The organism is Actinomyces sp. oral taxon 180 str. F0310 (assembly GCF_000185285.1).
Lineage (GTDB): Bacteria > Actinomycetota > Actinomycetes > Actinomycetales > Actinomycetaceae > Pauljensenia.
Window position 1 is genome coordinate 670,019 of sequence record NZ_GL622194.1, and the last position, 14,335, is coordinate 684,353.

The 14,335-nt window shown below is 67.6% G+C and carries 11 protein-coding genes and 3 tRNA genes; 2 read left to right on the forward strand and 12 right to left on the reverse strand.

What is annotated here, in order from left to right; translation table 11 throughout:
• Positions 1 to 30: 30 nt before the first annotated feature.
• The 4 genes from HMPREF9006_RS02980 to gltX form a co-directional block, all read right to left on the reverse strand.
• Positions 31 to 103 (reverse strand) — tRNA-Glu (locus HMPREF9006_RS02980).
• Positions 104 to 123: 20 nt separating this feature from the next.
• Positions 124 to 196 (reverse strand) — tRNA-Glu (locus tag HMPREF9006_RS02985).
• A gap of 26 nt (positions 197 to 222) precedes the next feature.
• Positions 223 to 294, reverse strand: a tRNA-Gln gene (locus HMPREF9006_RS02990).
• 150 nt (positions 295 to 444) lie between these two features.
• Complete coding sequence (gltX, locus tag HMPREF9006_RS02995) at positions 445 to 1,950, reverse strand: glutamate--tRNA ligase (RefSeq protein WP_034230950.1); 1,506 nt, start codon at positions 1,948 to 1,950, stop codon at positions 445 to 447.
• A 141-nt stretch (positions 1,951 to 2,091) separates the two neighbouring features.
• On the opposite strand from gltX, the gene HMPREF9006_RS03000 reads away from it, so the two are divergent.
• Positions 2,092 to 3,264, forward strand: coding sequence for a MalY/PatB family protein (locus HMPREF9006_RS03000; protein WP_009212055.1), 1,173 nt, complete (start codon positions 2,092 to 2,094; stop codon positions 3,262 to 3,264).
• A gap of 95 nt (positions 3,265 to 3,359) precedes the next feature.
• Here HMPREF9006_RS03000 and HMPREF9006_RS03005 read toward each other — a convergent pair whose 3' ends face one another.
• The 4 genes from HMPREF9006_RS03005 to HMPREF9006_RS03020 form a co-directional block, all read right to left on the reverse strand.
• Positions 3,360 to 4,157 carry a purine-nucleoside phosphorylase gene (locus tag HMPREF9006_RS03005; protein ID WP_009212056.1) on the reverse strand — a complete coding sequence of 266 codons (798 nt, stop codon included), beginning with the start codon at positions 4,155 to 4,157 and terminating at the stop codon, positions 3,360 to 3,362.
• Complete coding sequence (locus HMPREF9006_RS03010; RefSeq protein ID WP_083806967.1) at positions 4,154 to 5,599, reverse strand: purine-cytosine permease family protein; 1,446 nt, start codon at positions 5,597 to 5,599, stop codon at positions 4,154 to 4,156. Before HMPREF9006_RS03010 ends, HMPREF9006_RS03005 begins: the two co-directional genes overlap by 4 nt.
• 103 nt (positions 5,600 to 5,702) lie before the next feature.
• Entirely contained in the window at positions 5,703 to 6,470 is a 768-nt protein-coding gene (locus HMPREF9006_RS03015) for a fumarylacetoacetate hydrolase family protein (protein ID WP_009212058.1), read from the reverse strand.
• Between the two features lie 112 nt (positions 6,471 to 6,582).
• Positions 6,583 to 8,061, reverse strand: a complete 1,479-nt coding sequence (locus tag HMPREF9006_RS03020) for an alanine/glycine:cation symporter family protein (protein WP_009212059.1) — start codon at positions 8,059 to 8,061, stop codon at positions 6,583 to 6,585.
• Between the two features lie 185 nt (positions 8,062 to 8,246).
• On the opposite strand from HMPREF9006_RS03020, the gene HMPREF9006_RS03025 reads away from it, so the two are divergent.
• On the forward strand, positions 8,247 to 11,000 hold the full coding sequence (locus tag HMPREF9006_RS03025) for a DEAD/DEAH box helicase (protein WP_009212061.1): 2,754 nt from the start codon (positions 8,247 to 8,249) through the stop codon (positions 10,998 to 11,000).
• 620 nt (positions 11,001 to 11,620) lie between these two features.
• Here HMPREF9006_RS03025 and HMPREF9006_RS03030 read toward each other — a convergent pair.
• From HMPREF9006_RS03030 to HMPREF9006_RS03045, 4 genes are all read right to left on the reverse strand, one after another.
• Positions 11,621 to 12,355 (reverse strand): Pr6Pr family membrane protein, encoded by a 735-nt coding sequence (locus HMPREF9006_RS03030; protein WP_034230954.1) that lies wholly within the window; start codon positions 12,353 to 12,355, stop codon positions 11,621 to 11,623.
• Positions 12,356 to 12,398: 43 nt separating this feature from the next.
• On the reverse strand, positions 12,399 to 12,833 hold the full coding sequence (locus HMPREF9006_RS03035) for a bleomycin resistance protein (RefSeq protein WP_009212063.1): 435 nt from the start codon (positions 12,831 to 12,833) through the stop codon (positions 12,399 to 12,401).
• A 59-nt stretch (positions 12,834 to 12,892) separates the two neighbouring features.
• Positions 12,893 to 13,456 (reverse strand): NAD(P)H-dependent oxidoreductase, encoded by a 564-nt coding sequence (locus HMPREF9006_RS03040; RefSeq protein WP_009212064.1) that lies wholly within the window; start codon positions 13,454 to 13,456, stop codon positions 12,893 to 12,895.
• 143 nt (positions 13,457 to 13,599) lie between these two features.
• On the reverse strand, positions 13,600 to 14,313 hold the full coding sequence (locus tag HMPREF9006_RS03045; protein ID WP_009212065.1) for a Pr6Pr family membrane protein: 714 nt from the start codon (positions 14,311 to 14,313) through the stop codon (positions 13,600 to 13,602).
• Positions 14,314 to 14,335 lie beyond the last annotated feature (22 nt).

Sequence of the window (14,335 nt, forward strand, 5' to 3'; positions counted from 1 at the left end):
TCGCCACCGAGGCGGTGGCGAGGTCAGTCGTACCCCCAACCGGATTTGAACCGGTGTTAACGCCGTGAGAGGGCGTCGTCCTAGGCCGCTAGACGATGGGGGCCTTGATTCGCGCGGAATCCGTACCCCCAACCGGATTTGAACCGGTGTTAACGCCGTGAGAGGGCGTCGTCCTAGGCCGCTAGACGATGGGGGCCTATCCGAAACACATGCTTCAGATCGCTGGGGTACCAGGACTCGAACCTAGAATGGCTGAACCAGAATCAGCTGTGTTGCCAATTACACCATACCCCATAGGGCGTCTCCCGCTTCGCTTGCGCGTCGCTGGCGACAGGAGATAACTGTAGCGGACAACAAGGCCCGTGCCAAATCGAGGACCCGTGGCGCCCATCACGCGCCTCGGCCTCGTCGGCGCGCGCGACGTGGCCGGGGCTCACGTCGCGCTCAGCCCAGCGTCTCGCGCAGCGCCCGCAGACGGGCGAGCGAGGAGTCCCGGCCGAGGATCTCCATCGACTCAAAGAGCGGGGGCGAGACCTGACGCCCGGTGACAGCGACGCGCAGCGGCCCGAAAGCCAGGCGAGGCTTCACGCCCATCTGGTCGACGATGCGCTCGCGCAGAGTCGCCTCCAGGGGTGCGGTCGTAAACTCTGCCAGGCTGGCGACGGCGTCGATGGCGGCATCCAGGACGTCTGCGGCGTTGTCCTTCAGCTTCGAGGCCGCCCTGTCGTCGATCTCGAGGGCGTCGTCGGCGACGAAAAGGAAGCCCAGCATGCCCGAGGCCTCCCCCAGCAGCTGGATGCGGGTCTGGACAAGGGGCGCTGCCTCGGTGAGGATCTCACGCTCGCGCTCGCTCAGGGCATCGAAAGAAGCGGCGGAGACCAGGGCGTCGCGGTGCAGGAAGGGCACCAGACGGTCGCGGAAGTCCTCACCGTCCAGCAGCCGGATGTGCTCGGCGTTGATAGCGATGGCCTTCTTCTGGTCGAAGCGCGCCGGATTGGGGTTCACGTCGGAAATGTCGAAGGCGCGTGCCATCTCCTGCATTGAGAAGATGTCGCGATCGGGGGCGATCGACCAGCCCAGCAGGGCGAGATAATTGTTGAGCCCCTCGGGAATCATGCCCGCAGCCTTGTGCAGGAGCAGGTTCGATTCGGGGTCGCGCTTGGATAGCTTCTTGTTGCCCTCGCCCATTACGTAGGGCAGGTGGCCAAAGCGCGGCATGAACTTCGCGACCCCGATGGCCTCCAGCGCGCGGTAGAGGACGATCTGGCGGGGGGTCGAGGAGAGCAGGTCTTCCCCGCGCAGCACGTGCGTAACCTCCATGAGAGCGTCATCAATGGGGTTGACTAGCGTGTAGAGCGGATGGCCGTTGGCGCGCACGATGACGTAGTCGGGAACGGAACCGGCCTTGAAGGTGATCTCCCCGCGGATCAGGTCGGTGAAGGTGATGTCCTCGTCGGGCATGCGCAGGCGCAGCACGGGCTGACGCCCCTCGGCCCGGTAGGCGGCGATCTGCTCGTCGCTCAGGTCTCGGTCGAATCCGTCGTAGCCCAGCTTGGGGTCTTCGCCCTTGGCGCGGTGGCGCTCCTCGACCTCCTCGGGGGTCGAGTAGGACTCGTAGGCGTATCCGGCCTCCAGCAGTCGCGCAGCCACGTCGCGGTAAATGTCCATGCGCTCGCTCTGGCGGTACGGTCCATGGGGCCCTCCCTTGCCGACCCCCTCGTCCCAGTCGAGGCCAAGCCACTGGAGGGACTCGATGATCTGGTCAAAAGACTCCTGGGAATCGCGGGCGGCGTCGGTATCCTCGATGCGGAAGACGAAAGTTCCCCCCGTGTGTCGGGCGTACGCCCAGTTGAACAAGCACGTGCGGACCATTCCGACGTGGGGCGTTCCCGTGGGCGAAGGACAGAAGCGGACGCGGACGTCGGCACCGGTGGCAGTTGTTTCACTCATGATTCCTCCATCGTACTCCAGGGGCGGCTGTTGCATTTGCTTGATGCGTGGGCGCGCTCAGCCGCCTGACGCGATGAGGGATAGCGTGTATCACCATCGGGGCCTCGCCGCCGCACCCACCACATCAGGAGGATAGATAGCATGCCCGTCCGTCTCTTTTCCGACGCCCACCTCTACCGCACGGGTTCGCTCAAGTGGACGGGGATCACTCGCTCCAACGGCGAACCCACGATCGGGGCGTGGGTGGCAGAGATGGACTTCGGGACGGCCCCCGAGGTCGCCGAGGCGATGAAGCGCGCGATTGATGACGGCTTGCTCGGCTACCAACCCACCTGGCTGGAACCCGCCGCCGCCGCGGCCGCCGCGGAGTTTCACAAGAGGCGCTTCGGGTGGGCGGTGGATGAGTCGCACGTGCGCCTGGCGTCCGCGGTCCTGCCAGCGCTCGAGGCCACCATCGCGCGTCTCGTGCGGCCCGGAGCGCCCGTCGTCGTCCCGACCCCCGCGTACATGCCGTTCCTGTCGATTCCCACCAAGCTTGGCCACCCCGTCATCGAGGTTCCGTCGCTGCGCGGCACGCGCGCGGGCGGGCGCGGCTGGGCGCTCGACCTGGAGGGGATCCGGGCGGGGCTGGAGGCCGGGGCTGGCCTCGTCATCCTGTGCAACCCGTGGAACCCGATCGGCCGCGTCCTTGGCGAGGAGGAGCTGCGGGCGCTCCACGAGGTGGTAGGCGCCTACGACGCGCTGGTCTTCGCCGACGAGATTCACTCCTCCCTGGTCCTCGATGAGGCGCTCCCCTTCGTCTCCTACGCGTCACTCGGCCCGGCCTTCGCGGCCCACACCGTGACGGCGACCGCCGCGTCAAAGGGGTGGAACATCGCCGGGCTTCCCAGCGCGCAGGTCATCCTCCCCGACGACGCGCTGCGCGCGCGCTGGGACGAGTTCGCCGCCGAGGTACGCCACGACGCGTCCGTCATCGGCACGGTCGGCGCGATCGCCGCCTACGAGCGCGGGGATGAGTGGCAGCGCGAGGTCAAGGAGCTGATCCGAGGCAATGTTGAGCGCGTGGTGAACGCGTTGGCCGACACGCCGATCGACTTCGTGCGCCCGGAGGGAACCTACCTGACCTGGTGGGGCTTTGACGGCATTGATCTGGGTCCCCTCTCCCCCGCCGCGACGCTGCGTGAGCGAGCAGGCATCGCAGCCAACGATGGGCGCACCCTCGGGGCGGACTATTCCTCGTGGGCTCGCATCAACCTGGCGTGCGCCCCCGACGTGGCCTCGCGGATCGTGGAGCGGGTCCTCGACCTGCTCTGACGCGGCCTCCCCCATCGGGGCCCGCCCCTGGCCAACCCGTGGCCGCCCACGGGGCTCGCGCCGCGGCCTCGGGAGATGGCGCCGCGCCCGACGCATCAGGCGCGCAGGGCGGCTTCGATCCCGGCGATAACCGTTGCTCGCGCCGAGGACGCGGCCTTGACGACGGCCGCCGGATCCGTGGGCGTGTTAGCGAAGGACAAGTCGGAGACGACGGACATTCCGGCCACGCGCACCCCCAGGGCGTTCAGGGTGAGCGCCTCCATGACCGTGGACATGCCCACGCAGTCCACGCCCAGGCCCGCGAGGATCCGGGTTTCGGCCGGTGTCTGGTACTCGGGTCCGCGCAGGATCGCGTAGACGCCCTCCCGCTGGCAGACCCCGCGCAGCGCGTCCGTCATCGGCCGGTCCCAGACCGCCGACACGTCCAGGAAAAGGGGGCCGTCGAAGGGAGAGAAGCCGGAGAGGTTCACGTGATCGGTGATCGCCATGACGTCGCCGAGCCTCCACTGCCGCAGGCATCCGTTCGCGTTCGTCAGCACCGCTCGGCTGATCCCAGCGGAGGCGGCGGCGCGGGCAAGGGCGGTCACGGCCCGCGCTCCCACTCCCTCGTAGAGGTGGGTGCGCCCCGTCGCCACGAGAACCGCTCCCCCGTCGCGCTCGTAGGCGCGCAGCTGCCCGCCGTGCCCGTCGGCAACGGGAGGAAGAACGCCGGGGATCTCTTCCAGGGACGCGGTGGCCACGGGGGTTCCCCACGCCTCGTCAAGGGCGTCGGCCAGGCCCGACCCGAGGACAACGAGCGCGTCGGGACGTCCCATGAGCTCGGTGAGAGAGCGCGAGCCGACCAGCGCCTCCTCGTCCACGAGAGCCGCCGCAAAGCGCGGGTCGACGCTCACCGCTCGTCGCCTTCCGCACCCTGCGCGTAGGTGCGTGACTCGAGTTTCTCCTGCGCGCGCACTCGGCCGACGCTGGTCGCCCAGTAGCCCACGAATCCCACGACCATGGCCAGGAGGATACCGATGTTGGCGCCCGCCCAGTCACCGTCGCGACCGCCCAGGGGGCCCAGGAGGTAGCCCTGCCAGGAGAGCCAGGAAGCGTTCGCGTTGACGACGAGGCCCCAGCCCACCAGCGAGCCAACGAGGAGGGAGGCGACGGCCCCCCAGTTGACCGAGCCGTAGCGGCCCGACGGGGTAAAGAGCGAGGGCTCGTCGTAGTCCTTGCGGCGCAGCGCAATGTCGGCGAGCATGACGCCACCCCACGCGGCGATCACGACTCCGAGGGTCGTCAGGAACGCGGTGAAGGGGGTCAGGAAAGAATCGGCGAAGAACACGACAACGATGGTTCCCACGGTCATGATCGTGCCGTCAATGGCCGTGGCCACCGGCCGCGAGACGGGCACGCCCGTGGCGAGCAGCGACAGACCGGAGGAGTAGATGTCCATGACGATGCCGCCGATGAGTCCCAGGATCGCGACGAGCGCAAAGGGAACGAGGAACCACGTGGGCAGCAGCGTCGTGAGCGCTCCGATCGGATCGGAGCCGATCGCCTCGGACAGAGATTCGTCGGCCGAGCCGACGAGGAGGATTCCGAAAAACACGAGGATGACCGTAGGCAGCGCCGCTCCCAGCGTGGTCCACCCGACCACACCCCGCGTTGAGGCGGCACGCGGGAGGTAGCGCGAATAGTCGGCCGCGGCGTTGATCCACCCGAAACCAAATCCGACGAGGAGCATGCAACAGGCCCCCAGGACAGCGGCGGCGGGAGCCGATTCACGCGCGGACAGAACCGCGACATCGATGGTCGGCGCCACCAGCACGAGGTACACGATCGTCAGGAGCCCCGTGGCCCACGTGATCCACGTCTGCACCTTCATGATGGCCTCGAAACCGAGAATGCCCGAACCGGCCGCTAAGACGACGACGAGGATGAGGGCAATCACCTGGGCGAGCACGTGATTGGTAAAGCCCATCGCTCCCATGACGGTGGCCGTGGCCTGCACCGCCATGATCGCCAGGAAGGTCTCCCATCCCACGGTCAGGATCCAGGAGATGGCCGCCGAGACCCTGTTGCCGTTGAAGCCGAAGGCGGCGCGCGAGAGGACCAGGGTCGGCGCGGAACCGCGTTTACCCGCGATCGCGATGAGTCCGCACACCAGGAAGGACAGTGACACTCCCACGACCGAGACCATCACGGCCTGGATCAGGGACAGGCCGAATCCGAGCACCCACGAGCCCCACGAGATCCCCAGGACGGAGATGTTTGCGGCGAACCACGGCATGAAGAGGTCGGCGGGCCTGCCCTTGCGATCGGATTCGGGGATGACGTCCAGGCCCGCCATTTCGACGGCCAATGCGCCCGAGGATTGGGGTTCGCTCACGGTATGCTCCTATGCGACAGAGATATTGTCAGAACGACGTAATCCTATCACACAGGTCACACAATTAGGCTCGGACGACAGGGTTCGTCAGGCGCCCGATCCCCTCGATCTCAATCTCCACGCGGTCACCGGCGTGAACGACCTGCGCACCCGCGGGCGCACCCGTGGCGATCACGTCGCCGGGCAGCAGCGTCATCTGGTGAGACACGTAGGAAACCAGCTCGAAGGGGTTCCAGATCATGTGCGCGGTCGAGCTATCCTGAGCGATCTCGCCGTTCAGGTAGGAGCGGATCGCGAGGTTGGTGACGTCAAGGGCGGGGTCGACCGTAATCCACGGGCCCAGCGGGCACGCCGAGTCGAAAGACTTGCCGCGCGACCAGGGGCCGCCCGTCATCGCGTCGCGGGCGGTCGCATCGTTGGCGATCGTGTAGCCGAGGATCATCTGCGGCGCGTCCTCGACGCTCACGTCCTTGGCCAGGGACTTGATGACGATCGCCAGCTCGCCCTCGAAGACGACGTCGTTCGACCACCGCGGGATCGCGATGGGGTCGTCCGGACCGATCACGCAGGTGTTGGCCTTCAGGAAGATTGGCGGTTCCGTCCGCTCGTCGGCGGCGATGGGCGCGCCGGAATAGTTGTTGCCGATTCCCACGACCTTGGAGCGCGGGATCACCGGGGAGAGCAGGCGTACCTCGCCCAGCTCGTAGATCTGGCCGGAAGGCTCCACGGGCGAGAATAGCGGATCTCCCTTGAGTCCCACGATCCTCGTTGACCCCTCCTCCAGGGCGCCATACACGGGGTTCGTTCCATCGGAAAAACGTGCGATTCTCATGCCGGTAGCCTAACCCACGCCCGCCCCGAGCGCGGAGGCTGCGCCCGTGCATGCGGCGGGTGCGCCGGGCTCGCGATGAGCCAGGCGCACCCACCGACGTTGCCGTTCGGGGTTACTTCTTCTTCGCGCGCTTCCAGACATGGCCGGGAACGTTGCCGGGGAGCAGCGGGTTCTTCTCCCCCACGAAGACGGGTTCGGCGACGCCGCGCCGACGCTGTTCCTCGTAGTCGTGCAACGCCCCCAGCACCCACCGGGCGAGGAAGACCAGGGCGACGAGGTTGGTGATCGTCATGACGGCCATCGCGATGTCGACCGCGTTCCACACGACGTCGAGGGAGAGCAGCGCGCCGACCGTCGCGGAGGCGACGCACACGACGCGCACCGTCCACGTCGCCCACGGGGCGTCGCCACACACGAAGGACATGTTCGTATCGGAGTAGACGTAGGCGGCGATGACCGAGGAGTAGGCGAGCACGAAGATGAGGATCGCCATCGGGATGATCGTCCATCCTCCCAGCTCGTGGGCGACGGCCAGCGTCGTCAGGTTCGAGGGGTTGACGTCCGCCCCAGACCACACAGCGGGGCCCGCGATGAGGATGACGAACGCCGTCGCCGTGCACACGATGATCGTGTCGATGAAGACGCCGAGAGACTGGATGAGGCCCTGGCGCACGGGGTGCGAGACGGTTGCCGTGGCTGCGGCGTTCGGGGCGGTTCCCTGTCCTGCCTCGTTGGAGAAGAGGCCGCGCTTAGTGCCGTTGATCATCGCCGCGATGATGCCGCCGCCCAGGCCGCCGACGGTAGCGTCGGCGGAGAAGGCCGAGGAGAAGATCTGAGCGAGCACGGTGCCGAACTGGCCGATGTTCATGAGGCAGATGATCGCGACCATGATGACGTAGACGAGCGCCATGATCGGCGCCATCCACTCGGTGACGCGGGCGACGGTGCGGATGCCGCCGAAGATCACCATCGCGGAGAAGACGAAGATGAGGCCGGCGACCGTGAGTTGCGCGGCCGAGAAACCGCCGGCACCCGGCAGGGGCTGCTTAGCGGCTTCACCAAAGGCGCTCGTCAGGGTTCCGGCGATGGCGTTGGACTGCACGGAGGTGATGACGATGCCGCAGGTGACCACTGTGATGACGGCGAAGACGTTTGCCAGCACGCGGTTCTTCATGCCGCGCTTGATGTAATAGGCCGGGCCGCCGCGGTAGGAACCGTCGGAGTGCTTGACCTTGAAGATCTGCGCCAGCGTCGCCTCGAAGAACGCGGTCGCCATGCCGACCAGGGCCACGACCCACATCCAGAAGATCGCGCCTGGGCCGCCGAACATGAGGGCGGCCGCCACGCCGAAGACGTTGCCGACGCCGACGCGCGCGGCCAGGGAGATCGCGAAGGCCTGGAACGAGGAGATCCCTCCCTTGGCGCCCTGCCGAGACCCGAGGACCGTGCGCACCATCTCGGGGAAGAGGCGCACCTGGACGCCGCGAGAGATGACGGTGAGGACCACGCCCACGCCGATGAGGATGACGATCGTCAGGCGCATCGTGATCCAGTCGGCGATCTGTTGCTCGATCTGGGCGATCTCTTCCACTGGTGCCTCCCGTGGGTTCAGGGACGAGACCGGGTTCGTCGCGGCCTCGCGCGCTTGGCGGGACGGACCCGCGTTGATGGGTACCGTTCATCTTGCCACAGCCCGTCTGTCCGGGCATCCCTCGTCTCGCCGCGCGCCCGGGCGCGGGCGGGGCGCGCCCGGGCGCCGTCTGGGACAATGAGACCATGAGCGCGACACTGAACGAGATCCTGGACGACCTGGAGGACGCCGGTCGGCTGGGAGACGACGACGCCCTATACGAGGCCTTCACGTCATGGGCTGCCTCGACGGGCAGGCCGCTCTACCCTCACCAGGAGGAAGCTCTCGTCGAGATCCTGGCGGGCAACCACGTCATCGCGGCCACCCCCACGGGCTCCGGGAAGTCCATGATCGCCCTGGCCGCGCACTTTACGTCCATGGCCCACGGGGGCCGCTCCTACTACACGGCGCCCCTGAAGGCGCTCGTGTCGGAGAAGTTCTTCGATCTGGTGTCTCTCTTCGGCGCTGACAACGTCGGCATGGTCACCGGGGACGTCTCGCTCAACGCCGACGCCCCGATCATCTGCTGCACGGCCGAGATCCTGGCAAACCAGTCGCTGCGCGAGGGACCGAGCCTGGACGCCGACATGATCGTCATGGACGAGTTCCACTTCTACGGTGATCGCCAGCGCGGGTGGGCGTGGCAGGTCCCGCTCCTGGAGCTGACGGCCCCACAGGTGGTCGCCATGAGCGCCACGCTGGGCGATACCTCGCATTTCGAGCGCAGCTGGAAGGAACGCACCGGACGCGACGTGGCGCTCGTCGACGACGCGGAGCGGCCCGTTCCCCTCGAGTTTGACTACGTCGTCGATCGCCTACCCGATACGGTCGAGCGGCTGCTGGGCGAGGGCCGCTGGCCCGTCTACATCGTGCACTTCTCCCAGCGCGACGCCGTCGCGACGGCACAGTCCTTTGATCGTTCCTCGCTGATTTCCGCCGACCAGAAGAAGGAGATCGGCGCCCAGCTGGCGGGCGTATCCTTCACAAAGGGGTTCGGCCAGACCCTCAAGTCCCTGCTCGCGCAGGGCATCGGCGTCCACCACGCGGGCATGCTGCCGCGCTACCGCCGCCTGGTCGAGCGCCTCACGCAGGCGGGCCTGCTGCCGATCGTGTGCGGCACGGACACTCTGGGGGTGGGGATCAACGTGCCGATCCGCACCGTCCTCATGACGTCGCTCGTCAAGTACGACGGACGTCGCATGCGCCACGTGAGCGCGCGAGAGTTCCACCAGATCGCTGGCCGCGCGGGCCGCGCCGGCTTCGACACGGTCGGTTTCGTGCGCGTCCTGGCTCCCGAGCACGAGGTGGAATCCGCGCGCGAGCGCGCTCGCCTGAGCGCCGCTCAGGAGGCGGCCCGCGATGCGCGCGAGGCAAAGCGCGCGGCAAGGAAGTCCGCGAAGAAGCGCAAGGGACCGGAAGCGGGCGAGGTCTCCTGGACGCGCTCGACCTTCGATCGCCTGGTCGAGGCTGCCCCCGAGAAGCTGACCAGCCGCTTCGAGATGACTCACGCGATGGTCCTCAACGTCTTGGCGGGAGCACCCGCCGCCGGGCGCGACCCGGGCGAGCACCTCGTGTGGCTAGCTCGCAACAACGATGATCCGCCCACGGATCGCAACCCGCACCTGCGCCGCCTGGGCGAGATCTACACGTCGATGAAGCAGGCGGGCGTCGTCGAGCACGTGTCTTCTGCGCAGGCCTCGGCCTCGGGGGAGCCTCGCCTGCGCGCCGCCACCGACCTGCCGGACGATTTCGCGCTCAACCAGCCGCTCTCCCCCTTCGCGCTGGCGGCCCTGGAGCTCCTGGACCCGGAGTCACCGACCTTCGCCCTGGACGTCGTCTCGGTCATCGAGTCGGTCCTGGAGGATCCGCGCCCGCTGCTCTTCGCGCAGGAGAAGGCGGCGCGCGCCGAGGCCGTGGCGGCGATGAAGGCCGAGGGGTTGGAGTACGAGGAGAGGATGGCCGCCCTGGAGGAGGTGACGTGGCCTCGGCCGCTGGCATCGCTCCTGGGGGATGCCTTCGCGGTGTATGTGCGCGCGAATCCGTGGATCGGGGATCAGGAGATTTCCCCGAAGTCGGTCGTGCGCGAGATGATCGAGAACGCGCTGACCTTCACGGGGATCGTGGGCCGCTACGACGTGGGACGATCCGAGGGCATCGTGCTGCGCTACCTGACGGACGCGTACCGGGCGCTGCGCCAGATCGTGCCCGACGAGCTGATGACGGACGAGCTGCGTTCGATTATCGCCTGGCTGTCGGCGCTCATCCGCGCGGTGGATTCCTCGCTGCTGGACGAGTGGGAGGCCATGTCCACGGGTCATGTCCTCTCCCCCGCGTCCGAGGGCGACGGCACACAGGGCACGGAGCTGGCCTTCGGCGCCCGCGAGGACGGGACCGTTCCCTTCAGCGCGAACCGACACGCGTTCCGCACGGCGATCCGTGGCGCGCTGTTCGAGCGCGTGGAGGCGATGAGCCGCGACAACGTCGAGGCCTTGGCGCGCCTGGACGAGGCCTCGCGTACCCCCGTGGTGGCCCCGTGGGGCGAGGACGAGTGGGACGCCGTGCTTGAACGCTACTGGGCGGAGCACGAGTGGATCGGCATCGACCAGCATGCGCGTGCCCTGTCGCTGTGTTCGTTGAACGAGGCCCCGACCCGCGAGGATGTGCTGGAGCTGGCCCCCGCTGCAGTGTCGTCTGAGTTCCAGCGCGCCCAGGTGGCGCGCATCGAGGTGATCGCGGACGCGGTCGATCAGGCTGCGGCCGGTACGTTTTGGCTGGCCACGCAGACCCTGTTCGACCCGGAGGAGGACATGGACTGGCGCATCGTCGCCCTCGTGGACGTGGATGCCTCGGACGAGGCCGGACGGGTCGCACTCGCGACTGTCACGGTCGCTCCGCGGTAGGGCTGCGGCTCCAACCTCCGGGGTCGCGCGCACATCTGTCGTAGGTCTGCCACCACAGGCCCGGGAGGCACCCGCCGACGTCTTGGATGCGGGCGTGGCTAGGCCACTAGCGGCGTGCACGCGAACATGCGGTGGGTGAACGCTGGCGCGCGGTACCTCGCCCCGCGGCCACGACGCGCCCCGCGGAGGTAAGGCGCGTCGCGCGACCCACCTCCTTGAGGACGCTCTCGCACTCCAAACGCGAGCGCCTCGACGCACCGGGTCGACGCGCTGGCACTGTCGCGCGCTCTCGCGCGGTTGTTCTTGTTGGCGGTGCACCCGATCGGTATGCAATACACCCCTTCCGATCGGGTGCATTGCGACCTAACGGGTGCACCGCGACCCAACAGGTGCATTGCAACGTATCGGGCACCCGCAGCCACAACATGCCGCCACTCCTGTAGCCTCACATGCGACGAGCCGTTTTACCCTTCAAGACTGCTTGGCTCTTGGAGTCGGCAAATCGGCAGCCGAAGCGCGGGGTGACAGCGCGGTCGAGGAAACCTTTGAGGATGGCGGGCCCAGCCGCCGCGCATACCCGCCCCGCAACCACGCCGCGCACCACACCGCGCGGCGTGAGGTCACCTGCCCTCGGCACCGTCCCCGGAGGAGATTGCCTCGGCTCGCTTGGTTCTACGGATCGCCCAGTCGATGGCCGCGAAGAAGCCCATGAACACCAGGGCCCCGCTGAGGATGGCGACGATGTTCACCCCGACCTGCGCGTAGCCGATGCGCCACACGTTGACGAAACCGTAGGGGTACTGGTGGACCAGAGCGCCGCGCGCGAGCGTGTAGGCAACCCACACGGCCGGGATCAGCAGTGCGCGGCCCAGTGTCCCCCACGTGATGCCGCCGCGAGGACCCGCGAGCGCGACGACTCCGACGAAGGCGATCGGCACGACAATGTGCTGGAGGGGGTAAGTGACCAGCGCGAAGCCCGACAGGGTCTCCGTGGGGGCGATAAGAACCGCGTAGACGACCGCGGTCACGGTGATCATCATGAGCGCGCACAGGTGGGCGGCCCTCCCCCAGCGTCCGACGCGCCCGCGGCGGGACAGCACTGTCGAAACGAGCACGACCATGACGTTGGAGAGCTCGGTGAAATAGGACAGGCACTCGACGAGGCGCTGGGGAGCACCCGCCCAGCCGTATGCGGCACCCCCGAAGAGTCCCTCCTCGTAGTAGGTGGGCGGCGCGTACCCGCCAAGGGTGCTGATGATGATCATCGAGGCGACGCCCGCCCAGGCGAGGGCGGCGACCGCCGCGTAGGAGGCTCGGCCACGCCGGGAAAGGGATGGGGAGATAGTGCTGGTCACCCGCCCCACTGTAGCGGTTGCTCCCGCGTCCCGGCCGAGGCCGTCACGCCATCGCGGCGGGCGCTCGCCGCTCGCCGATCTCCTGCTGGAGGCGCAGAAGGTAACCGTCGGGGTCCTGGACCAGGAACTGCCGAACGCCGATCTCGCGCTCGCCCACCCGATACCACTGTTCTTCGGGTTCGACGAAGATCGGCCACTGCGCCTGCGTGAGGCGCCGCCACGCGGCGTCCAGATCTTCGACCTGAACCTCGAGGTTGATCCCGCGACCAAGCGGTGGCTCAAGGGGGCCGGTCGCCCACGTCCTCCCGTGGTTGATCTGGTCGAGCATCAGGTGCGCATTGCCCAAGACGAGGTATCCGAAGCCCTCCTCGGGTCGCTCGTATCGAAGGCAAAAGCCGACGAGGTCACACCAAAAGCGGCGCGATGCCTCGTAGTTGGTAACAGCAAGTTCGGGAACAAGCCCGGGTTCGCTGATCATGGCCTTACTCTAGCGGCCACCGGGCGCGGGGGCGACTGGGCGGGCTGCCGCGCAGCGGGTCAGCGGCGGGCGTAGCGTCGTACCTTCTCGACGAATTCGGCGCGGTAGGTCGGGTTGTCCTGCGGATGATCGATCTTGCCGAGGATGAACGTGTCCGTCAGGCGGATCCCGACGAAGCCCAGGACCATGCGCTTCCAGCGCGTGATCGGGCCTCCGTATATCCGGTAGAAGAAGGCGGGCGCGCGGCAGGTGAGGATCAGCGCCGCCGTCTTGCCTGTCAGCTTCGGTTCACTCTTGCCGTCAGCGAATCGGTACGCGAAGCGCGGCGTGAAAGTACGATCGACGAATCCCTTGAGGATCGCAGGTTCAGCCGACCACCAGATCGGGAAGCTGAAGACCAGGTGGTCTGCCCACGCGATCAGCTCCTGGTAGCGCTGCGGGGCGCTTTCGTCCTCCATGTGCTGGCGATACCCGTAGCGCAGGTTCGGGTCGAAGTCCTCGGTGGCAAGGTCGATCATGCGAACGTCGTTGCCCGCTGCGCGCGCCTCCTCAGCGTAGGCGAGCGACAGCTCGCGGGAGTAGCTGGCTGCGTCTGGACTTCCTTGAATGACGAGGATCTTCACGGCGACTCCTTCACTATCGGACACTCGGTCCGATTATATTTCTTGCGGTTAGACAAAACAACAACCTGTCGTCACCCTCGGTTCGCCCGCGAGACACCCGCCCGTCGCACAACCGCTGCCCGCTGCGAGACGTTGCCGTTCCTCTACGCGTCTTCGGAGCGGCTCGTGTCGGTCCGCCCCGCTTGCCGGATCGCCCAGTCGGCGCCCGCGAAGAGCGCCATAAAAAGCAGGGCACCGATCAGGATCGCCACGATGTTGATGGCGACCTGCGCGTAGCCGATGCGCCACACGTTAACGAAACCGTAGGGGTACTGATGGGTGAACGCTCCGCGCACGAGCGTGTATGCCACCCACGCGACCGGGATCAACAGGGCGCGTCCCAGCGTCCCCCACGTGATGCCGCCGCGCGGCCCCGCGAGCGCGGCAGTTCCCACGAAGGCGGCGGGGACGACGATGTGCTGGAGCGGGTTGGTGACGAGCGCGAAGCCGGAGAGGACCTCGTAGGGGCCGATGAGGGTGGCGTAGACGATCGCGGTCACGGTGATCATCATGAGGGAGCACAGGTGGGTGGCTCTCCCCCAGCGTCCCACGCTGCCGCGTCGAGCCAGCATCGTCGAGATGAGAGCGACGATGATGTTGGACAGCTCGGTGAAGTAGGACAGGCAATCGGCCAGGCGCTGGGGCGCGCCCGACCAGCCGTGGGCGGCTCCCGCGAAGAGCCCCTCCTCGACGTAGGTCGGCGGGGCATACCCGCCCAGCGTGCTGATGATGATGGTCGAGGCGACGCCCGCCCAGGCGAGGGCGGCGACCACCCAGTAGGCGGCGCGCCCACGGCGGCTCAGTTCAGTCACGTTCATCGCTGCCGATGATGTCACAACC

Coding starts and splice junctions, on each gene's coding strand:
- HMPREF9006_RS03035 (WP_009212063.1), bottom strand. CDS start 12,833: ATGATCAGCGAACCCGGGCTTGTTCCCGAACTTGCTGTTACCAACTAC.
- HMPREF9006_RS03025 (WP_009212061.1), top strand. CDS start 8,247: ATGAGCGCGACACTGAACGAGATCCTGGACGACCTGGAGGACGCCGGT.
- HMPREF9006_RS03000 (WP_009212055.1), top strand. CDS start 2,092: ATGCCCGTCCGTCTCTTTTCCGACGCCCACCTCTACCGCACGGGTTCG.
- HMPREF9006_RS03045 (WP_009212065.1), bottom strand. CDS start 14,313: ATGAACGTGACTGAACTGAGCCGCCGTGGGCGCGCCGCCTACTGGGTG.
- gltX (WP_034230950.1), bottom strand. CDS start 1,950: ATGAGTGAAACAACTGCCACCGGTGCCGACGTCCGCGTCCGCTTCTGT.
- HMPREF9006_RS03015 (WP_009212058.1), bottom strand. CDS start 6,470: ATGAGAATCGCACGTTTTTCCGATGGAACGAACCCCGTGTATGGCGCC.
- HMPREF9006_RS03010 (WP_083806967.1), bottom strand. CDS start 5,599: ATGGCGGGCCTGGACGTCATCCCCGAATCCGATCGCAAGGGCAGGCCC.